This window comes from Polaromonas sp. (assembly GCF_016185115.1).
Classification (GTDB): domain Bacteria; phylum Pseudomonadota; class Gammaproteobacteria; order Burkholderiales; family Burkholderiaceae_C; genus Polaromonas.
Genome location: NZ_JACPOF010000017.1, coordinates 281,609 through 301,824, shown reverse-complemented (window position 1 = coordinate 301,824; position 20,216 = coordinate 281,609). Strand labels below are relative to the sequence as shown.

The following is a 20,216-nucleotide window of genomic DNA, read 5'->3' as shown; positions in this document are numbered from 1 at the left end:
CAGATTTGATCGAAAATTGCTACTATTTTAATAGCTGCTCACGCGCGTATTTAAAGGGCTACGGACAATTTGATGCCTGAAAACAGGTGTTTTTTGCCCTTTTTGACGGCTTTTGGACGGTCTAAACCGCTCGAGATCAGTGATTGATGCTTCGGCTGATATCAATAATCAATGTAGGCAGCTATTTGAATATTACTGTTACGTTTTTTGTATTAATTGACGTTGAATGCCTTCAGGCGCGCCGCAGTGCAAAGTAAAACCACTCCTGGCCGACTTCCCCGCGCGGATTCGGAAAGACGATAAACCCGTCCTGTGGCGCCTTGACCTCTTCGCCGCTCTGGCGCCAGCCAATCACCTCGTCTGTCTTCACTGCATCAAAGCTGCGCCATTCGCGCGTGAAGCGGTCGCCCGTATGCTCGCGGTCCGTGACATCGACCAGCCGCAAGATTTCGCGCCCGGCCGCAGCCGGACTCAAGGGCACTGCTGCCGGATCGACCAGGCCCAGCAGCGCCATGGTCTGCAAAATCGCCTGCCGCGCCACGTCTGTCCCCTTGGGGTCGTCGTGCTGGCCGCACTCCAGCGTCACGCCATAGCCGCCTTTTGAGCGCATGTACTCGGTGGTGCCCACGCCATAGTTGGTGCTGGTGACCAGTGCTTGTGAGCGGTCGCTTCCGCCCGATGCCGCTTTCTGTGCGCGGCGCTTGACGCCACGTGCGTAGGTGTCCAGCCAGCCCTCGACGATGCGCCAGGGCCCGGTGTGCAGGGCCAGCTGCATTTCCTGCTCTGCCTGGCAGAAGGGTTCCAGCGTGCCGGTATTGTTCTGCGGGCCGATCATGACAAACGGCGCGCCGCCCGTGTGGAAGGAGTGCAGATCCAGCAGCACGTCATGCGCTTCAAGAATGGGGCACAGCACGTTGGCAATCCTGTCCTCGAAATCCTGCGGCTCTGCGGTGACCGTCATGTTGCGGTTCAGGTTGCGGTCGCCCATGCGGCGCCCCAGCTGGTAGGCCAGCGGGTTGGTGATGGGAATAAACGTCACGGTGCCGCGCTGTATGACCAGCCCGCCGCTCTCGAGCTCGGCCAGCAGTTGGGTGATGGCCTGCGTGCCGCAGGTCTCGTTGCCATGCACCGCGCCCAGTACCAGCAGGCGCGGGGCCGGCTGGCTGGTGTCCAGGCCGTGGAAGGTGTGGGTGCGGAGGTGGGCGGCTTGAGATGTGGAAGCGGGGATCGTGGCAGTCATGCAATGTTTATATACGCATTGAAGCTGCAGGGCAAAGTGGACACCAAACTTTCTCGCCGGGGCCATATGCCTTACATTACAGGTCCTGCGGCTTTTGCCTCCCGGCATCTGGTGCAGCCACTGATACCCCATTACTTCACATGACCCGCCGGTCAAGCCCCTCAACCCACACCATCGTCTGGCTGCTGACGCTGGCGCTTCTGTTCGCGCAGACGCTGGGCCTGATGCACGGTACGCTGCATGGCCCGGGTGTAGGGTCGGCCAAAGCGGTTCATCTCAAGGCGGGCAGCGGTCATTCCAAACATGGCACGGTGGATTCGCTGTTTGCTTCCCACGCCAGTGACGCCGACTGCCGCCTGTACGACCAGGCCAGCCACGGCAGCGCTGCGCTGCATGTGGCATCGCTGGTTTTGCCGGTTCTGCTGCCCACCGTGGCGGTGGCGATTTTTGAGGGCGAAGCGCTCGCCCGCTGGGCTGCGCTTTTTGACGCGCGCGGCCCGCCCCGGACTCCTTGAATCTCCTTCGCTGACCCTGCGGGGTCGGCCTTGCCCCTGCGCATCCAATGGTGTGCAGGTTTGCATCCTGATTCAAAGAGTCCTCATGACATCCTCATTTTCAAAAAACGCACTGCAACTCGCGGTGCTGGCCTTTATGGCCACGGCCGGCATGGCGCAGGCGCAGAACGCGACCGGCGCTGCCGCCACACCTTCATCAACAGCAAACCTCGGTGAGGTCACGGTCACCGGCAACCCGCTGGGCGCGACTGACCTCATTGCGCCTGCCGCAAGTTACGGCGGCACCGGCCTGTTGTTACGTTCCAGAACCACGCTGGGTGAAACGCTGGACGGCGAGCCCGGCATCAGCAGCACCTACTTCGGCCCCAATGCCAGCCGCCCCATCATTCGCGGCCTGGACGGCGACCGCATCCGCATCCTGGGCAATGGCGGCGCGACGGTAGACGCGTCATCGCTGAGCTACGACCACGCAGTGACCGCAGACCCCATCAGCACCCAGCGCATTGAAGTGCTGCGCGGCCCGGGCGCGCTGCTCTATGGCGGCAGCGCGGTGGGCGGTGTGGTCAACGTCATCGACAACCGCATTCCGCGTGAAGCCCTGTTCGACGAAAAGGGCGGGGTGGCGGGCAAGGTTGACTATGGCCTGGCGACCGGCAATCGTGAAAAGGGCGGCGGCCTGGCACTTGAGGCGGGCAACAACCGCTATGGGCTGCATGTTGATGCATTCAGCCGCGAAACCGGCGATGTGAATGTGCCGGTCGCTCTGGCCTGCACCAAACCCGGCGCCGTGGGCACAGTCAACCGCATTTGCAACTCGGCCAGCAAGGTCAATGGCGGTGCGCTGGGTGGATCTTTGCTGTTTGACCACGGCTATCTTGGTGCATCCATCAGCACCTACCGAAACACCTACGGCACAGTAGCGGAAGACAACGTGACCATAGGCATGAAATCTGACCGCATCGGCCTGGAGGGCGAGGTTCGTGACCTCGGCGGTTTTATCAAAAGCGTCAAGGGCCAGTACAGCAAAACCGACTACACCCACACAGAGTTTGACGGGGCCACACCGGGCACGGCTTTCAGGAACAAGGGCAGTGATGTGCGTGTGGAAGCCAGGCACGCGTCTGTTGGCGGGCTGAGCGGTGTGTTCGGCCTGCAGGCCGAGAACTCGCGCTTCTCGGCGGACGGTACCGAAGCGTTCGCCCCTTACAGCGAGACCACGCAACGCGGCCTGTTCGCCTATGAAGAATATGCAAGGTCCTGGGGCCGGTTGAGTTTTGGTGGCCGTCTGGAATCGGTCAGGGTGGCATCGCTGGGCAACCCGCGCCTGGCCCGCTTTGTGCCTGCCACGCGTGACTTCAATCCTTCCAGCTTTGCAGTTGGCGCTTTGTGGAATGCCGCCCCGAAGTGGCAGATCACTACCAACCTGGCCTTCAGCGAACGCGCACCGAAGGACTATGAGCTGTACGCCTCTGGCACCCACGTGGCCACGAATGCATGGGAAACCGGCAATGCCAATCTGGGCAAGGAAAAATCCACCAGCCTGGACGTAGGCGCAAACTGGAAGGCAGGCGCGAATACTTTTTCTGCCAACGTCTATGCACATCACTTCAAAAACTACATCGCGCTGCTGGCCACGGGCAACACCTACGGGCAATCCAGCGGCATGCTGAACCCGACGGATGCCGATGGTGACGGCATAGATGACGCCGACCCGGACAACCGTGTGCGCCGCGAATTTGCCTACACCGCGGTGCGTGCGCGTTTCACAGGTGTTGAAGCGAGCGGCAACATGCGTTTGCTCGAAGGCGCCAGCACGCTGGACCTTGGCCTGCGCGGCGACATGGTCAGGGCCACCAACCTCAACAACGGCCAGCCATTGCCGCGCATCGCGCCCATGCGTGTGGGCGCCACGCTGAAGTGGGCCAGCGGCCCCTGGGGGGCGAACCTGGGTTTTGACCACTCTGCCGCGCAGAACCGCGTGGCGGCCGGCCAGCGCGCGACGGCTGCCTACACGCTGTGGAACACGGCGGCGACCTATGCGCTGAAGATGGGGGCTGTCAACACGCTGCTTTATGCACGGGTGGACAACCTCACGAACCAGCTGGCCTACAGCGCGACATCGGTGCTGACCACGACGGCATTCCCCAAAGCGCCGCTGCCCGGTCGCAGTCTGAAGATTGGCTTACAGGCGTCGTTCTGACGAAGCAAACAGACCGTAGCGGGGAAGGCCGGGCGCTAAGATTGGCGCAAATGAACCAGCTTGTCCTTGTCTCCCTGCTTCCCGTCGTGTTGTTGATTGCTGCTGGTTTTGCCGCAGGCCGCCTGCAGTGGATCAGGCCCACGGCGGTCAAGGATCTGTCCAACCTGATATTTCTGCTGCTCACGCCTGCGCTGCTGTTTCGCACCATGAGCAAGGTGCGCATAGAGCAGCTCGACTTCAAGCCGGTGACGGCCTACTTCGTCGCAGTAGCCATCCTTTTTGGCTGCATCCTGCTGGTCAAGGGCCTGAACCGGCGTGCGGCGGTGCTGGCGCTGGCCGGTACTTTTTCGAACACCGTGATGATAGGCATCGCCATGGTCGGCCTGATGTACGGACCAGCGGGGCTTGTGATCTTGCTGACGCTCGTCTCAACGCACGCGCTCGTGCTGCTCACGATTGCAACCCTGGTGCTTGAACTTGCCGTGGCGCGTGAACAGAAGCTGGGGCTTGGCAGTGAATTGGGCACGGCGCCCCGGCATCCGGTCACCACCGTTTTGCTGGCAGTGAAGAACGCGGTGCTTAACCCTGTGCCCTTGCCTATCATCGTCGGGCTGCTGTTTGCACAGACTGGTCTGGTGATCCCCGAGGTGATCGACAGGCCGCTGGAGTTGCTGGCCAATGCCTTCGGACCGCTGGCACTGGTGCTGGTGGGTGTCACGCTGGCCAATACATCGATTGGCGGGTATTTGCGGCCAGCGCTGGCGCTGGCCTGCGTCAAGAACCTGCTCCATCCCCTGCTTGTGTTTGGCATCTGCCACTTGCTTGGAGTAGGCGGCCTGCCCATGGCAGTGATGGTCACGGCGTCGGCGCTGCCGATTGGCGCCAATGTGTTCCTGTTTTCGCAGCGCTACAAGGTGGCCGAAGAGCTGATCACCGCCAGCGTGGTGATGTCTACTGCATTGGCCATGGTCAGCCTGACGCTGGTGTTGCTGCTGCTCGGCAGGTTCGCATAATTTTCAAGGGCGGCTGCGCATGCAGCTCCCGTATTGAGGTTTTCGCAAGCAGGGGCCGCGGAACTGGCTTTGCCAGGCCGCAGGCGCAGCGGCCCCCCCCGGGGGGCAGCGAACCACACGAAGTGGGGAGCGTGGGGGCTAAGTTAAACTCCCGCCTGTCACAAAACGGTCATATTCTTGACCCACTCAACCAGGAACCGACATGCTGTTTGGCAAGTTGCTGCCCCGCGAAGGCAATTTTTTCGAGATGTTCAACCAGCATGCAGAGCGCATTGTTGAAGCGGCCCAGGCCTTTTCAAAGCTGGTCGCCAATTACAGCGATGTTGAAAAACGCGAATCCTTCAATCGTGAAGTGGACAACGCCGAACGCGCCGCTGACCGCATCACGCATGACGTCAACAGGGCGCTGCACAAGACCTTCATCACCCCGATAGACCGTGAGCAGATTCACAAGCTCATCAACACCATGGACGATGTGGCCGACCTGATTCAGGATTCGGCAGAAACCATGGCTCTGTATGACGTGCGCCACATGACGGACGACATCATCCGCCTGACCGACCTGAGCGTGAAATGCTGCGAGCGCCTGAAAGATGCGGTCGCGCTGATCGGCAAGGTCAGCGAGCCGGCGACGGCTGAAGCAGCCCTGAAGACCTGCGAAGAAATTGACAAGCTCGAATCGGACGCCGACCGGGTGATGCGCTCTGCCATGAGCCGCCTGTTTCGTGAAGAACCGGATGTGCGGGAGGTCATCAAGCTCAAGGCGGTTTATGAACTGCTGGAAACCATCACCGACAAGTGCGAGGACGTGGCCAACCTGATCGAGGGCATCGTCCTCGAGAATTCCTGAAAATTATGACCCCCACGCTTTGCACTGCGTGTCATGCGCTGCCCCCCGATGGGGCTGGCCTTGCTTGGGGCGGCCCTGCGCTGCGGCCGCGCCTACGTCCTTCTAGCACTGGAATAATTTAACTATGCAAAGCGTACAGACCGCCCTGTGGGTCGTGGCCCTGCTGGTTTTCCTGGCCATCGCCTTCGACTTCATGAACGGGTTTCATGATGCGGCCAATTCAATCGCCACAGTGGTGTCGACCGGCGTCCTCAAGCCGGGGCAGGCCGTGGTGTTCGCCGCGGCCTTCAACCTGCTGGCGATTTTCATATTCCATCTCAGCGTGGCCGCAACGGTGGGCAAGGGCATTGTGCAGCCGGGCATTGTTGATACGCATGTGGTGTTTGGCGCCCTGATAGGCGCCATCACCTGGAACCTGCTGACCTGGTACTACGGCATTCCCAGCAGCTCCTCACATGCGCTGATAGGCGGCATTGTGGGTGCGGTGATTGCCAAGTCTGGCGCGCATGCGCTGATCTCCGGCGGCATCATGAAAACCGTGGCGTTTATTTTTGTATCGCCGCTGCTGGGCTTTTTGCTCGGATCCATGATGATGGTGCTGGTGGCCTGGGTCTGCCGGCGTGCCACGCCCTCACGGGTGGACAGGTGGTTTCGCAGGCTGCAACTGGTGTCTGCCGGTGCCTACAGCCTGGGCCATGGTGGCAATGACGCACAAAAGACCATTGGCATCATCTGGATGCTGCTGATCGCTACGGGTTACGCATCTGCGAGCGACGCCTTGCCGCCGACCTGGACAATTGTGAGTTGCTACCTGGCGATTGCAGCCGGCACCATGTTCGGCGGCTGGCGCATCGTGAAGACCATGGGCCAGAAGATCACCAAGCTCAAGCCCGTGGGCGGCTTTTGCGCCGAAACCGGCGGGGCGTTGACGCTGTTCCTGGCGACAGGGCTGGGCATTCCGGTGTCCACCACGCACACCATCACCGGCGCCATCGTTGGTGTGGGTTCCACACAGCGCGCGTCTGCTGTGCGCTGGGGCGTGGCCGGCAACATTGTCTGGGCGTGGATCTTCACGATTCCGGCCTCGGCATTTGTGGCCGCGATTGCGTACTGGGTGAGCCTGCAGATTTTCTGAAATCTGCAATCTTTGCAAGCAGGGGCCGCGGGACTGGCTTTGCCAGACCGCAGGCGCAGCGCCCCCTCGGGGGGCAGAGAGCTACACGCAGTGAGCGAACGTGGGGGCGTTATTTACTGGCTGATCTTGCGCGCTTCTTCGACCTGGTATTCAAAGTAACGCTGGAAGCTGAACGCGATGCTGGACATCAGCGTGATGGCACCGAACAGCAGTGCAAACACGACAGCACCTATCGTCAGCCAGCTGGTGTTGCCTGAGGCCGTGTCCGGCAACGCCGGGTTGTAAGTGGCATTCCATTTTTCAGTAGGCATCAAGCCGTAATAAATCGCGGTGATGGACGTGCCGGCAAGCGTAAAACCCAGCAAGGGGATCAGCAGCCAGGCGATTTGGTCGTCCTGTCCGTAAAGCTGAACCCGGTAGACACCCCACCAGCCGATGGCGGCGATCGCGGGGTGCAGCCAGGCCCAGCGGTCCCTGATGCCGAACATGTAAAACCGGTGCAGACCCAGCTGGCCGAGGATGAAGGCCAGCCAGGCAGCGGCGGTCTTGTTTTTTGAGCGGGGCGGCGCGGGAGATATGGAGTTTGAACGCATGCGGGATTATGGTGCGCCATCGGGCGGCTTGCTGTCACCGGCGCCGATGCTTTTTTGCATGATGACGATGTCGCGCCAGGCGCCGAACTTCCACCCGCATGATTTGACCTGGCCGACTTCCTCAAACCCCAGCGCCTTGTGCACACCCACCGAGCTTGCATTGGCCGAATCACCAATGATGGCCATGACCTTGCGTATGCCGGCAGCTTCGCACTGCAGCAGCAGTTCGGCCAGAAGCGCGCGGCCCAGGCCCTTGCCCTGCAGGCCGGGCGCAAGATAAATTGAATCTTCAACGGAATAGCGGTAGGCCGGGCGGGGCTTGAACCAGTTTCCGTACGCAAAACCCACGACCTGGCCATCCAGCACGGCCACCAGGTAGGGCAGGCCCTTAGCACGAACATCGGCGCGTCTGGCAGTCATGTCGGCCAGGTTGGGCGGCTCGGTCTCGAAGGTACCCGTGCTGTTCAGCACATGGTGGGCGTAGATGGCGGTAATCGCCGGGATGTCGCTCTCAAGGCTTGGACGGATCAAGGGGCTTGTGCTCATGGCTTGTGTCGGCTGGATGTAAATGCAGGGCTGATATTCCGGGAAAGGGGCGTTTTGACCCCAAACTGTTTCCTCAGGCTATAATCGCAGGCTTTGCAGCATTTCGCTGACCGGGTGGTCATGTCGTGTGTCTCAATCGCTGCAGGAAACTTTGGGGTGCTTTTTTAACCATGCGCCCCACCACCCAAGGATAAATCATGGTCGTCATCCGACTTGCACGCGGCGGTTCCAAGCACCGTCCATTTTTCAATATCGTTGTGGCTGACAAGCGCGTCCGCCGCGATGGCCGTTTCATCGAGCGCATCGGTTTTTACAACCCGATCGCCAAAGGTGGCGAAGAAGGCCTGCGCATCATGCAGGACCGCCTGACCCACTGGATCAGCGTTGGCGCGCAGCCATCGCCAACCGTTGAACGCCTGGTCAAGCAGGGCGCAACGGCCGCCGCCAAGGCAGCCTGAGTTTTATCTCGATGTTGCCCGGGCTTCAGCCGTCTGGCTTGCCAGATGACGCGATTGAGGTCGGGCGCATCCTCGATGCCTGGGGCGTCAAGGGATGGTTAAAGATCCTGCCCCACAGCACCGATCCCGAGGCGCTGTTTGCAGCCAAATCCTGGTTTCTGCAGCCGCCCGACGCCAAATTCCGCCCCGGATTCAACGCCTTTACAGGCACCGTATCCATCGCGGTGGACGAGGCCAAAACCCATTCTGATTCCGTCGTCGCCAAGGTCAATGGCCTGGACGACCGCACTGCTGCAGAAGCATTGCGTGGTGCGCGCATTTTTTTGCCGCGCAGCGCCTTTCCTGCAGCCTCCAAAGACGAGTACTACTGGGTTGACCTGATAGGCCTGGACGTCGTCAACCGTGAGGGTGTGGCGCTGGGCTCGGTACGCGACCTGATGGCCACCGGCCCTCATTCCGTGTTGTGTGTCGAATACACCGCAAAGCAGGAAGACGGTACTGAGGCTACAGCCGAACGCATGATTCCTTTTGTCTCGGTGTACGTCGACAGCGTTGACATCGCCGGCAAACGCATCACGGTTGACTGGCAGCCTGACTACTGAGCGTCTCGCGTACTTGCCGCAGCGCAAATGTCGCGCAAAATGGTTCTCCATGCGCTTTGATGTCATCACCCTTTTCCCCGAGCTGTTCACGCCATTTCTGACGAGCGGCGTGACCCGCCGCGCCTATGAATCTGGCCTGGTGGACGTGAAGTTCTGGAATCCCCGCGATTTTGCTGACGGCAGCTATCGCCGCGTGGATGACAGGCCGTTTGGCGGTGGCCCCGGCATGGTCATGCTGGCTGAACCGCTGAGCCTGTGCCTTGAAAAAATACAGGCAGATCGTCTGGCGAATGGCTGCGCTGCCGCCCCGGTCGTACTTTTCTCGCCCATTGGCGAAACGCTCACCCACACGGCTGTTGAGAGCTGGTCTGCGGGCCCCGGTGCCGTGCTGGTGTGCGGCCGCTATGAGGGCCTGGACCAGCGCTTTATTGATGCCCATGTCGATATGCAGATCAGCCTGGGTGACTTCGTGCTGTCGGGCGGCGAGATTGCGGCCATGGCCTTGCTGGATGCCGTCGCAAGGCTGCAGCCCGGCGTGCTCAATGACGAGGGCAGCCACCAGTTCGACAGCTTCAATCCCGCGCTGGATGGCCTGCTGGACTGCCCGCACTACACCCGCCCGGAGTCCTGGCGCAGGCAGACAGTCCCTGCAATCCTGTTGTCCGGCAACCACAGCCACATTGAGCGCTGGCGGCGCGACCAGCGGCTGGCGCTGACGCAAAAGCAGCGCCCGGAACTCGTCCAGAAGGCCAGGGAAGCCGGGCAATTGACTCCTGGCGACGAGGCTTTTCTGATGGATTTGTTTGAAAATCCCGAAAAAGACGCCTGACTTGCTATAATCAAAGGCTTTTCGGTCCTCTGGCGGCCACTGCAACCACGTTGCCCGATATGTTCATATTGGCGCGCAACCCCTGGATTTGCGGTCTTTAGCGCAGCTCGCGAATGAACGAAAAAGTGAAATTGGAATTTTTATGAATCTGATCCAGACCCTTGAGCAGGAAGAAATTGCCCGCCTCAACAAGACTGTTCCCGTTTACGCGCCTGGCGACACCGTCATTGTCAGCGTCAACGTGGTTGAAGGTACCCGCAAGCGTGTGCAGGCGTTTGAAGGCGTTGTGATTGCCAAGCGCAATCGCGGCCTGAACTCCAGCTTCATCGTCCGCAAGATTTCCAACGGTGAAGGCGTCGAGCGTACCTTCCAGGTCTACAGCCCGCTGATCGCCAAGATCGAAGTCAAGCGCCGTGGTGACGTGCGCCGCGCCAAGCTGTACTACCTGCGTAGCCGCAGCGGCAAGTCTGCACGTATCAAGGAAAAGCTGGGCGCCAAGGCCGCTTAAGCTGCCCGCCCGCAAAAAGCCGCTCTTCATGGGCGGCTTTTTTTTGCCTGAAAATGGCAGCAAAAGGCCCAGCGCATGTCTTCCCCCACCGAGTTCACAAAACCTCTTCCCAAATTTGACCCCCGCAGCATTCCGGTGCTTGGCGTGGACGATCACCTCTCGGGTGTGGCGCTGGAACGGCTGACGCCGCAGGCGCTTCGTGCGCGATTCCTGAGTCCGCCAGAGTGGTCGCCCGAGCACAGCGTCGAGAAAAGATTTGCGGACCGCCAGCCGGCACTCGCGGCAGTGTTGGTACCGCTGGTCATGCGCGATGAACTGACCTTGCTGTTGACGCAGCGGACCACCAATCTCTCCACTCATTCCGGCCAGATCGCCTTTCCTGGCGGAAGGACCGACGACACTGATGTCGATGCTGTTGATACGGCCTTGCGCGAAGCCCATGAAGAGGTGGGTCTGACGCGCAACCATGTCGAGGTTCTGGGTACGCTGCCAACTTATGTGACCGGCACGGCCTACATCATCACGCCTGTCGTGGCGCTGGTGACGCCCGGCTTTGTGCTACAGCCCAATCCCGGCGAGGTGGCCGATGTGTTTGAGGTGCCCTTGTCCTACCTCATGAACCCTGCGCACCACAGGCGCCACCAGGTCGAGTTTGACGGCGTGACCCGCCAGTGGCTGTCCATGCCTTACCTCGATCCTGCAGTTGTGGGCGGCCTTGACCCCACGGAGCGTTTTATCTGGGGCGCGACGGCAGGTATGTTGCGCAATCTCTATCGTTTCCTGAGTGCCTGATCTATTCGGTATTCGCCGAAGTCCACCGTCTTTTCTAGCCGCAAAGCGAAGCGGTGTCTTCGCAAGCAGGGGCCGCGGGACTGGCTTCGCCAGACCGCAGGCGCAGCGGCCCCCTCGGGGGGCAGGGAGCTACACGAAGTGAGCGACCGTGGGGGCCAGTTATGATTCCTTATGAGCTTTCTTGCCGTATTGTTTGCACTCATCATTGAACAGGCCCGGCCACTGGCCCGCGGCAACTGGATTCACTCAACATTTCGGGGCTGGGCACGCTGGGCCAGCCGCAGTCTTGATGCCGGCAAGCCGCATCACGGCTGGATCGCCTGGACTGTCACCGTCATCGCGCCTGCCGTGGCGACGCTGGCGATCCACTGGCTGCTCTGGAGCATCAGTGCCGTGCTGGCTTTCATCTGGAGTGTGGCGATTCTGTATGTCACGCTTGGCTTCAGGCAGTTCAGCCACCACTTCACCGATATACGCGACGCGCTGGATGATGGCGACGAAGCACTTGCGCGCGAACTTCTCGCGCAATGGCGGCAGGTTGATGCGAGCGAGTTGCCGCGCAGCGAAATCGTCAGGCACGTGATTGAGTATTCGGTGCTGGCGGCGCATCGCCATGTTTTTGGCGTGCTGGGATGGTTCTCGGTGCTGGCGGCCCTGGGCCTTGGGCCTGCGGGCGCCGTCATGTACCGCATGAGCGAGTTTGTTTCCCGCTACTGGATGTACAAAAGCAAAACGCCTTCGGCGGGCGAGGGTGCCAGTCCGGCGCTGCAGGGCGCTGCCCTGAAGGCCTGGGGTGTGATTGATTTTGTGCCCGCGCGTGTCACCGCCCTCGGCTTTGCAGTGGTCGGGAGTTTCGAGGATGCCATCGATGCATGGCGCAACTACACCCAGCGGTTTACGGCTGACGCTCCGGCAGCAACGGACAGCCGCAACGACGGCATTATTCTGGCGGCTACATCCGGTGCCGTGAACGTACGCCTGGGCGGTGAAGCGCTGAAGACGGTGTTCTCTCCGAATACGTCCCAGGGGTTCCAGGCGGGTGGTCTGGATGCAGATCAGTCCTCCATCATTGAGCCTACGCCGGGCCGCGAACCAGAGCCGGCCCATTTGCGCAGCATCGTCGGGCTGGTGTGGCGGTCTGTCGTGCTGTGGATGGTGTTGCTGGCCTTGCTGACGCTTGCACGCCTGCTTGGCTGAACAGGCTCAATAACGGGTCTGCGAGAGCTCTTCAAACAGCTCGCTGTATAAGCGGTAGCGGTTTGCGCTGATGGTGGAGGGCGCACTGCCGATCGAATTGACTTCTGCGATAACCCCGCAGCCTGGCTCATGCAGATGCGTGCAGTTATAGAACTTGCAATTTTGCGCATGCGCCTTGAGGTCCGGCATCAACGTCGCGAGTTGCATGGGCTGTATGTGGTTAAGCCCGAACTCCTGGAATCCCGGCGAGTCAATCAGCGCAGTCGTGCGGGCTTCGTCTATCCAGTAAAGCGTGGTGCTGGTGGTGGTGTGCTTGCCCGAATTGAGGGCCTGCGAAATCTCTGCCGTCAGCACTTTTGCCTGCGGTACCAGCAGGTTGGTCAGGCTGCTCTTTCCTGCGCCTGAGGGGCCCAGTACCAGCGTTTTTTTGCCATGCAACAGGGCCATCAGCTCTGCCCGTTGTTCGGCGTTGTCAGCGGTTTCCACCTTGGGCTTGATGGCCAGCGGCAGCATGGTGTAGCCCATCGCACGGTAAGGCGCCGACTTTGTCCACGCTCGCCCGAAGGGTTCCGCCAGGTCGCTTTTGTTGAGGGCAATGATGGGCGTGATCTGTTCCGCTTCGGCGGCAATCAATGCCCGTGTGAGCTGGCTTTCAGAAAATTCAGGCTCGGCCGCGATCAGGATCAGCACCTGGTCGAGGTTGGCGGCGAAGGATTTGGTGCGCATCTCATCCTGCCGGTAGAACAGGTTGCTGCGCTCTTCCACTTTTTCTATCGTGCCTTCGTCTTCGCTGGGCAGCCAGCGAACCCTGTCGCCCACCACCGCCTGGCTCTTTTTTCCGCGTGGATGGCAGATGACGCGTTCCCCGCTGTCGGTCTCCACCAGAACGTGGCGCCCGAAGCCTGCCACTACGAGGCCGGGGCGCGTGCCCGCAATGGGGGCTGCGCCTGGCCTGGCCGGCTTGCTCAAGTGAAGAGTGCGTCGGCTTTTGACGCACAGAAAAAATCACTGACGGAAATGCCGTCCACATCATGGGTGTTGAAGCGCACAGTGCATTTGCTGTAACTCACCGCCAGGTCGGGGTGGTGGTCCTCGGCATTGGCGATGAAGGCCAGCGCATTCACAAAGGCAATCGTTTCGTAGTAGTTCTTGAAGCTGAAGGTTTTTTCAAGCGAACCATCGATCAGCCGCCATCCCGGCACCTGCTCGCCGTTGAGTTTGCTCAGTTGTGTGACGATTTCGGTTGCGCTGAGCGCGCGGCGGTTCTGGTGTATGGGGTTCAAGATGATGATCCTTGCAGGGCGGGCGCCATACGTGCCAGCCGCTCCGATGCAGGCGGGTGCGAGTAATAGAACTTCACAAACACCGGGTCTGGCGTGAGCGTGCTGGCATTGTCCTGATAGAGCTTGAGCAGGGCGCTTTGAAGATCCCTGCCATCGGTCTGCGATACCGCATAGGCATCTGCCTCAAACTCGTGCTTGCGTGAAAAACGGGCGAAGACCGGCGAGATAAAAAAGCTGAACAGCGGCACTATCAGCATGAAGAGCAACAAGGCCAAAGCGTCGTTGGAGCCGGTCATGTTGGGCCGCACGCCCAGCCCGGTATAAAACCAGACCTGTGACGACAGCCAGCCCAGAAGCGCAAAACCTGCCAGGCTGATGGCGAACATCAGGACGATGCGTTTGATGATGTGTTTGTGCTTGAAGTGCCCCAACTCATGCGCCAGCACGGCATCGACTTCTGCGGGCGTGAGCTGCTTGAGCAGCGTGTCGTAAAACACCACACGTTTGGCCGCACCAAAACCAGTGAAATACGCATTTGCATGCGCCGAGCGCTTGCTGCCATCCATGACAAACAGGCCTTTGGCCGCAAAGCCGCAGCGTTGCATCAGGGCTGTCACCCGGGTCTTCAGCACTTCGTCATCAAGAGGCTTGAACTTGTTGAACAGGGGGGCGATGACAGTGGGGTACAACACCAGAACCAGAAGATTGAAAGCCATCCACGCCCCCCACGCCCCCAGCCACCAGAAGCGCCCGGCGCTGCCCATCAGCCAGAGAATGAGCGCCACGATAGGCAGGCCGATGATGACCCCAACAAGCAGCCCCTTGACCATGTCGCCAAGCCAGAGCTTGAGCGTCATTTTGTTGAAACCAAAGCGTTCTTCTATCCTGAAGGTGCTGTACAGCGTAAAGGGCAGGTCCAGCAGGCTGCCGATGAGGCCGAACGCGGCCAGCAATGCAAGCTGCGGCACCAGACTGCCGTAACTGGCAAGGTTTGAGTTGGAGAGAAACTGGTTGACCGCATCAATGCCGCCCAGCAATGTCCAGCCCAAGAGCACGGCGGCGCCGAACGCCATTTCCAGCAAGCCGAAGCGCGCCTTGGTGATGGTGTAGTCGGCGGCTTTCTGGTGTGCCTCCAGCGAGATGGTGGATGCGAAGGCGGTGGGTACAGCATCACGATGCCGGGCGACATGGCGAATCTGGCGCGAAGCGAGATAAAAACGGGTCAGCAGGCCGACGACCAGCGCCGCGCAGAAAACAAGTGTGAAAACCAGAGAAATGTCACGCATAAAGGGAAGTTTAGGCTATCAGCGAGAATCGCAAGATGCCTGATAACGAACCCCTGCTTAAAAAATCTGATCAGAACCTTGTCTGGATCGACTGCGAAATGACCGGGCTGGACCCGGAAAAAGAGCGCCTCATAGAAATCGCCGTCATCGTCACCGGGCCGCAGCTGACTCCGCGCATCGAAGGTCCGGTTCTGGCCATTCACCAGTCCGACGAGCTGCTGGACCAGATGGATGCCTGGAACAAGGGCACCCACGGCCGCAGCGGGCTGATCGACAAGGTCAAGGCCAGCACGGTGAGCGAGGCAGATGCCGAGGCGCAAATCCTGGCATTTCTGGCCCAGTACCTGCCCAAGGGCACGTCACCTTTGTGCGGTAACACCATCAGCCAGGACAGGCGCTTTCTGGTGAAGTACATGCCGAAGCTGGAGGCTTTTCTGCACTACCGCAACATCGACGTCAGCACGTTCAAGGAACTCGCCAAACGCTGGAGCCCCGAGGTCTACAGCGCGTTCAAGAAGCGGCAGAGCCATACCGCGCTGGCAGATGTGCATGAGTCGATTGACGAACTGGAACACTACCGCCAGCATTTCCTGAAGTAGTTCAATACGGTTCTGGGGGCCTTTGTGGCACTCATTTCGAAAAAGATTAGTACAAACCCGTAAAACGTGCCATAATCATGGGCTTGCAGTTGCACAGGGTGCTCTGCATTTGTACATCTACCTCACACTTTTGGGCCCTAATGATCGGGGCCACCGTCTCCGGCAGTTCAGTTCTTCTGTTCCAGCCTGATTCGCAATATTCGTTTGATGGTTGATGTTTTTTTAACCATTGAACGAATCCTCCTGCCACGCGGGAGGATGAGTTTCCTGTGACCTTGCCAAAAGCAAGGCTTGCAGGTGATTAGTGAGAAACACATGACTGACTCTTTTGAGCCTCGTGGCGACTTTGCGCCCGAAATAAATACTGACGCCGACATCAACGTGATTGCGGATTTCTCTGACGCGCCTGAGGGCGTCGAAACGTCCCTGGACGCCATCGTTGCAGAGCCTAACGGCTTCGTGAAGCTGGGTCTGGCCAAGGAACTGCTGCAGGCTGTTGCCGATATGGGCTTCACCCAGCCGACAGCCGTCCAGATGGCAACCATCCCCCAGGCCATGCAGGCCCTAGATGCAGACAGCACCAACACTGCCCGCAAGGCAAAGTTCACCGACCTGCTGGTTTCCAGCCAGACCGGTAGTGGCAAGACGGCAGCGTTCCTGCTGCCAGTGCTGCATACCCTGCTCAAGCAGCAGGAACAGGCTGAACGTGACGAGCGTGCCGAGTTCGAGCGCCTGAGTGCCGAAGCTGTTGCACGCGGTGAAGCACCACTGAAGAAGCCAAAACGCAAGGACCCGACCAACGCACGCAACTTCAAGCCTGCCACGCCCGGCGCGCTGATCCTGTGCCCTACCCGTGAACTTGCCCAGCAGGTTTGCGCCGATGCGATTGACCTGGTTCGCCATTGCCGCGGACTGCGTATTGCCAACGTTGTGGGTGGTATTCCTTACCAGCTGCAAATTGCAAAACTGCAGAACGCCAACCTCGTTGTTGCCACCCCAGGCCGTCTGCTCGACCTGCAGCGCAGCATGCAGATCAAGCTCGATCAGGTGCAGTTCCTCGTTGTTGACGAAGCCGACCGCATGCTCGATCTTGGCTTTGCAGACGACCTGACCGAAGTGAACCAGCTCACCATAGAGCGCAAGCAGACCATGATGTTCAGCGCGACTTTCGCACCGCGCATCATGCAGCTGGCGACCCGCGTGATGCGCGAGCCACAGCGCGTGCAGATTGATTCGCCGCACGAAAAGCACACCTCCATCACGCAGACCCTGCTGTGGGCCGACAACATGACGCACAAGCGCAAGTTGCTCGACCACCTGCTGCGCGACACCACCATCAACCAGGCCATCGTGTTTGCATGCACGCAGGTCGAGTGCGATGGCCTGGCCAATGACCTCGTCCAGGAAGGCTTCAGTGCCGTTGCCCTGCACGGTGCACTGAGCCAGGGCCTGCGCAACCGCCGCCTGATGGCTTTCCGCGATGGGCGCGTCCAGGTTCTGGTTGCCACCGATGTGGCTGCCCGCGGCCTTGATGTGCCGACGATTACCCACGTCGTCAACTACGGCCTGCCCATGAAGGCTGAAGATTATGTGCACCGTATCGGCCGCACCGGCCGTGCTGGCCGTGAAGGCAAGGCTGTGACGATTGCCGAGTTCCGTGATCGCCGCAAGATCCAGGACATCGAACACTACACCCAGCAAAACCTCAAGCCCAGCGTGATCGCCGGCCTGGAGCCACAGCAGCGTTTCGCACCTACCTCCGATCGCCCACGCGGCAATTTCGGCGGTGGCCGTGATGACCGTGGTGGTGGCCGCAGCTTCGGCGGCGGTGGTGGCGGTTACGCCGGCCGCAAGCCTGCCGGTGGCGGCTTTGGTGGTGGTTTCCAGGGCAACCGTGATGACCGTGGTGGTTTCGGTGCGCCTCGCAGCGAGCCGCGCGATGACCGTGGCGGTTCCTTCCAGGGCCGTCCTGCACCACAAGGCAACTACGCAGACCGTTCCGGTTTTAATGACCGTGGCCCACGCCGCCAGGACGACCGCGGTTTTGGCAATAACAACAACGCCGGTTTTGCAGCACCCCGCGGTGCACGCAACGAAGGCTTTGCACCACGCCCTGACTTCGCCGATCGCAAGCCTGCTTTTGCACGCCCTGCAGGCAAGGTGTTTGTGCCACGCGATGCAGCCAAGAAGCCCGGCAAGTTCTCCAAGGCCCGTGATTGATCATCACGCTGCGCTTGTGGTGAATGCCTGTAGAGGCTAGCCCCAAACAGGAAAGCCCCGGCAGATTGAAAAATCTGCCGGGGCTTTTTACTTGCTGCCTGAATTTTTTGCGGCAGGCAGTCAACTCATGCCGTTGCGGCTGGCAAGCTCGACAAACAGGCCGGACTGGTCCAGTTCTGCCAGGCCGTGTTCCGCACCCTCTGCATACAGTTGCTCAAACAATGCGGTGATGGGCGCGTCAAAGCCTATTTCCTGCGCGGTGGCCAGTGCGTTGCGCATGTCCTTGAGCTGAATGGCGAGGCGCCCGCGCGGTGCAAAGTCGCGGTCCACCATGCGCTGGCCGTGCAGTTGCAGGATGCGGCTGTCGGCAAATCCGCCGGTGATGGCTTCCCGAACCTTGGCCATGTCCGCACCGCCGCGCGCCGTGAACAGCAGGGCCTCGGCCACCGCGCCTATGGTGATGCCCACGATCATCTGGTTGGCCAGTTTGGTGAGCTGGCCGCTGCCATGCGGCCCCACATGGGTGGCGCGACCAAAATGCTTGAGGACGGGCAGGGCGCGCTCAAAGTCGAAGGCCTTTCCGCCCACCATGATGACAAGGTTGCCCTCTTCGGCGCCCGTGGTGCCACCCGATACGGGCGCATCGAGGTGGGCAATGTCCATTGAACCGAGCCGTGCCGCGTGGTCGCGTGCTTCGCGTGGCTGTATGGATGCCATATCGATGAACAGGCTTCCGGCTTTCATGGCTGCGGCTGCTGCAGTCGTGGCGTTGTCGCTGCCAAAAAGAACGTCGCCCACCACCGCGCCGTTCTCCAGCAGGCTGATGACCACATCGGCGCCAGCAACCGCATCTGCTGCATGCTGATGAACGGACGCACCAAATGCCGTCAGTGGCTCGGCCTTGTGGCTGCTGCGGTTCCACGCATGCACGGCATACCCCGCCTGGCAAAGCCTGCGTGCCATGGGAAAGCCCATGTTGCCTGTGCCGAGAACGGTGATGGTGGGTCCTGTGGTCATATGTGATCTGCAAAATAAAAACCGATTGTCATCTTGAATGAAGAGCCAGCCAAACCCTGTCAGCGAGCTTGCAGCTGTGTCAAGATATGCGTACATATCAACTCCCCATCAACTTTACGAGGTCTGCATGACAGGTTCACCGGCACATCCCGATCCACAGTGGCTGGACGTCCAGTACAACAACCGCGCCCGCGTGCCGGATTTTGCTGCTCACCTGGCCCACTGGATTGACCAGTCCGCACGGGCACGCCAGGTACCCGGTTGCGTACTTGACGCTGCTTATGGCAAAAGCGCCAATGAAAATCTGGATGTGTTTCCTGCCGCGGCCCAGAAAAAGAACGGCAAGGGCGCACCGGTGCTGGTCTTCATCCACGGCGGCTGGTGGCGGTCACTCGACAAATCAGATCACTCTTTTGTCGCCCCGTCTTTTACGGCGAACGGCGTTTGCGTGGTGGTGCCCAACTACGACCTCTGCCCGGCGGTGACTATTCCCGACATCACCATGCAGATGGTCAAGGCACTGGCCTGGACCTTCCGCAATATTGCACAGCATGGGGGCGACCCTTCACGCATCACCGTGGCGGGGCACTCCGCCGGCGGGCATCTCTCGGCCATGATGCTGGCCTGCAACTGGCCTGCTTATGCGCGCGATCTGCCGTCAAACCTTGTCAAAAATGCCTTGTCGATTTCCGGCCTCCACGACCTCGCGCCGCTGCCGCACACACCGGCCATGAAAGACTCGCTGCGCCTGACACCGGAAGATGTGTCCCGCGCCAGCCCGGCCTTGCTGCCTGCGCCTAGGACCGGTACCTTGTATGCGGTAGTCGGCGGTGACGAGAGCGAAGAGTTCCTGCGCCAGAATGTAGTGATCCAGCAGGCCTGGGGCAAAAAGGTGGTGCCGGTCTGCGAGGAATTGCCAGGTCTGAATCACTTCAGCGTGCTGCAGACACTGGCCGAGCCTGATCAGCGTGCGCATCAACTTGCGCTCCAACTGTTGGGCTTGCCCGGCAGGAAAGGCGCGGCATGAGCAAACCCAGTTTAGCCAGCAGGGGCCGCGATCCGGCTTTGCCGGGCGTGAGAACGTGTTTGCGATCTCGCAGGGGCCGCGTTGGAGCGCAATCGGTATGAGTGGATGCCTCGGCTGCGCCGCATGGGCTGATGCCCATGCCAGCAGCCGAGGCGTTCAATCGCCCGATTTCGCTCCAACCCGGAGGGCCGTGGCGTTTGCGGGCGGTCTGCGGCGTTGCGGCGCTGACCAATAGCTGTGCTATTGGCGGCGCACCGCGCCTTGCACCCCATCCCGCAAACACCGCTGCGCGACCCCTGGGAGATC

21 protein-coding genes are annotated in these 20,216 nt (G+C 60.4%); 14 read left to right on the top strand and 7 right to left on the bottom strand.

Going from position 1 to position 20,216, the window contains the following annotated elements; genetic code table 11:
* Positions 1-232: 232 nt before the first annotated feature.
* Positions 233-1,240 carry a succinylglutamate desuccinylase/aspartoacylase family protein gene (locus tag HYX42_RS11580; RefSeq protein WP_293403050.1) on the bottom strand — a complete coding sequence of 336 codons (1,008 nt, stop codon included), beginning with the start codon at positions 1,238-1,240 and terminating at the stop codon, positions 233-235.
* 140 nt (positions 1,241-1,380) lie between these two features.
* Between HYX42_RS11580 and HYX42_RS11575 the strand changes: the two genes are divergently transcribed.
* The 5 genes from HYX42_RS11575 (at position 1,381) to HYX42_RS11555 (ending at position 6,953) form a co-directional block, all read left to right on the top strand.
* Positions 1,381-1,755 carry a hypothetical protein gene (locus HYX42_RS11575; protein WP_293403048.1) on the top strand — a complete coding sequence of 125 codons (375 nt, stop codon included), beginning with the start codon at positions 1,381-1,383 and terminating at the stop codon, positions 1,753-1,755.
* An 85-nt stretch (positions 1,756-1,840) separates the two neighbouring features.
* Positions 1,841-3,955 (top strand): TonB-dependent receptor, encoded by a 2,115-nt coding sequence (locus HYX42_RS11570; RefSeq protein ID WP_293403046.1) that lies wholly within the window; start codon positions 1,841-1,843, stop codon positions 3,953-3,955.
* Between the two features lie 50 nt (positions 3,956-4,005).
* Complete coding sequence (locus HYX42_RS11565) at positions 4,006-4,968, top strand: AEC family transporter (protein WP_293403044.1); 963 nt, start codon at positions 4,006-4,008, stop codon at positions 4,966-4,968.
* A gap of 202 nt (positions 4,969-5,170) precedes the next feature.
* Positions 5,171-5,818: a DUF47 domain-containing protein gene (locus HYX42_RS11560; RefSeq protein WP_293403042.1), complete on the top strand. Its 648-nt coding sequence runs from the start codon at positions 5,171-5,173 to the stop codon at positions 5,816-5,818.
* Positions 5,819-5,942: 124 nt separating this feature from the next.
* On the top strand, positions 5,943-6,953 hold the full coding sequence (locus HYX42_RS11555) for an inorganic phosphate transporter (protein WP_293403040.1): 1,011 nt from the start codon (positions 5,943-5,945) through the stop codon (positions 6,951-6,953).
* 113 nt (positions 6,954-7,066) lie between these two features.
* Here HYX42_RS11555 and HYX42_RS11550 read toward each other — a convergent pair whose 3' ends face one another.
* Entirely contained in the window at positions 7,067-7,546 is a 480-nt protein-coding gene (locus HYX42_RS11550) for a hypothetical protein (RefSeq protein ID WP_293403038.1), read from the bottom strand.
* A 6-nt stretch (positions 7,547-7,552) separates the two neighbouring features.
* A complete protein-coding gene (locus HYX42_RS11545; RefSeq protein WP_293403036.1) occupies positions 7,553-8,092 on the bottom strand; it encodes a GNAT family N-acetyltransferase in 540 nt (179 codons plus the stop codon).
* A gap of 197 nt (positions 8,093-8,289) precedes the next feature.
* On the opposite strand from HYX42_RS11545, the gene rpsP reads away from it, so the two are divergent.
* From rpsP to HYX42_RS11515, 6 genes are all read left to right on the top strand, one after another.
* Positions 8,290-8,550, top strand: a complete 261-nt coding sequence (rpsP, locus tag HYX42_RS11540; RefSeq protein ID WP_293403034.1) for a 30S ribosomal protein S16 — start codon at positions 8,290-8,292, stop codon at positions 8,548-8,550.
* Positions 8,551-8,561: 11 nt separating this feature from the next.
* The gene (gene rimM, locus HYX42_RS11535) at positions 8,562-9,152 is read left to right on the top strand and encodes a ribosome maturation factor RimM (protein ID WP_293403032.1); all 591 of its coding nucleotides are present in this window, start codon (positions 8,562-8,564) and stop codon (positions 9,150-9,152) included.
* A gap of 49 nt (positions 9,153-9,201) precedes the next feature.
* Positions 9,202-9,981 (top strand): tRNA (guanosine(37)-N1)-methyltransferase TrmD, encoded by a 780-nt coding sequence (gene trmD, locus HYX42_RS11530; RefSeq protein ID WP_293403030.1) that lies wholly within the window; start codon positions 9,202-9,204, stop codon positions 9,979-9,981.
* A gap of 142 nt (positions 9,982-10,123) precedes the next feature.
* Positions 10,124-10,489, top strand: a complete 366-nt coding sequence (gene rplS, locus HYX42_RS11525; protein WP_293403028.1) for a 50S ribosomal protein L19 — start codon at positions 10,124-10,126, stop codon at positions 10,487-10,489.
* Between the two features lie 75 nt (positions 10,490-10,564).
* Positions 10,565-11,281, top strand: coding sequence for a CoA pyrophosphatase (locus tag HYX42_RS11520; protein WP_293403026.1), 717 nt, complete (start codon positions 10,565-10,567; stop codon positions 11,279-11,281).
* Between the two features lie 171 nt (positions 11,282-11,452).
* On the top strand, positions 11,453-12,478 hold the full coding sequence (locus HYX42_RS11515) for a CobD/CbiB family protein (protein ID WP_293403024.1): 1,026 nt from the start codon (positions 11,453-11,455) through the stop codon (positions 12,476-12,478).
* Between the two features lie 6 nt (positions 12,479-12,484).
* Here HYX42_RS11515 and rsgA read toward each other — a convergent pair whose 3' ends face one another.
* Genes rsgA through HYX42_RS11500 form a run of 3 tightly spaced genes read right to left on the bottom strand, consistent with a single transcriptional unit; the run spans position 12,485 to position 15,047 of the window.
* A complete protein-coding gene (rsgA, locus tag HYX42_RS11510) occupies positions 12,485-13,447 on the bottom strand; it encodes a ribosome small subunit-dependent GTPase A (RefSeq protein ID WP_293403023.1) in 963 nt (320 codons plus the stop codon).
* Positions 13,444-13,764 carry a 4a-hydroxytetrahydrobiopterin dehydratase gene (locus HYX42_RS11505; protein ID WP_293403501.1) on the bottom strand — a complete coding sequence of 107 codons (321 nt, stop codon included), beginning with the start codon at positions 13,762-13,764 and terminating at the stop codon, positions 13,444-13,446. The genes rsgA and HYX42_RS11505 overlap by 4 nt, the downstream gene beginning before the upstream one ends.
* Positions 13,758-15,047 (bottom strand): M48 family metallopeptidase, encoded by a 1,290-nt coding sequence (locus HYX42_RS11500; RefSeq protein WP_293403022.1) that lies wholly within the window; start codon positions 15,045-15,047, stop codon positions 13,758-13,760. The genes HYX42_RS11505 and HYX42_RS11500 overlap by 7 nt, the downstream gene beginning before the upstream one ends.
* Before the next feature lie 35 nt (positions 15,048-15,082).
* Between HYX42_RS11500 and orn the strand changes: the two genes are divergently transcribed.
* Positions 15,083-15,646: an oligoribonuclease gene (orn, locus tag HYX42_RS11495; RefSeq protein WP_293403020.1), complete on the top strand. Its 564-nt coding sequence runs from the start codon at positions 15,083-15,085 to the stop codon at positions 15,644-15,646.
* Between the two features lie 315 nt (positions 15,647-15,961).
* Positions 15,962-17,866: a DEAD/DEAH box helicase gene (locus tag HYX42_RS11490; RefSeq protein ID WP_293403018.1), complete on the top strand. Its 1,905-nt coding sequence runs from the start codon at positions 15,962-15,964 to the stop codon at positions 17,864-17,866.
* Between the two features lie 120 nt (positions 17,867-17,986).
* Here HYX42_RS11490 and HYX42_RS11485 read toward each other — a convergent pair whose 3' ends face one another.
* A complete protein-coding gene (locus HYX42_RS11485) occupies positions 17,987-18,883 on the bottom strand; it encodes an NAD(P)-dependent oxidoreductase (RefSeq protein ID WP_293403016.1) in 897 nt (298 codons plus the stop codon).
* A gap of 127 nt (positions 18,884-19,010) precedes the next feature.
* Here HYX42_RS11485 and HYX42_RS11480 point away from each other — a divergent pair, with 127 nt between their 5' ends.
* On the top strand, positions 19,011-19,910 hold the full coding sequence (locus HYX42_RS11480) for an alpha/beta hydrolase (RefSeq protein ID WP_293403014.1): 900 nt from the start codon (positions 19,011-19,013) through the stop codon (positions 19,908-19,910).
* Positions 19,911-20,216: the final 306 nt, after the last annotated feature.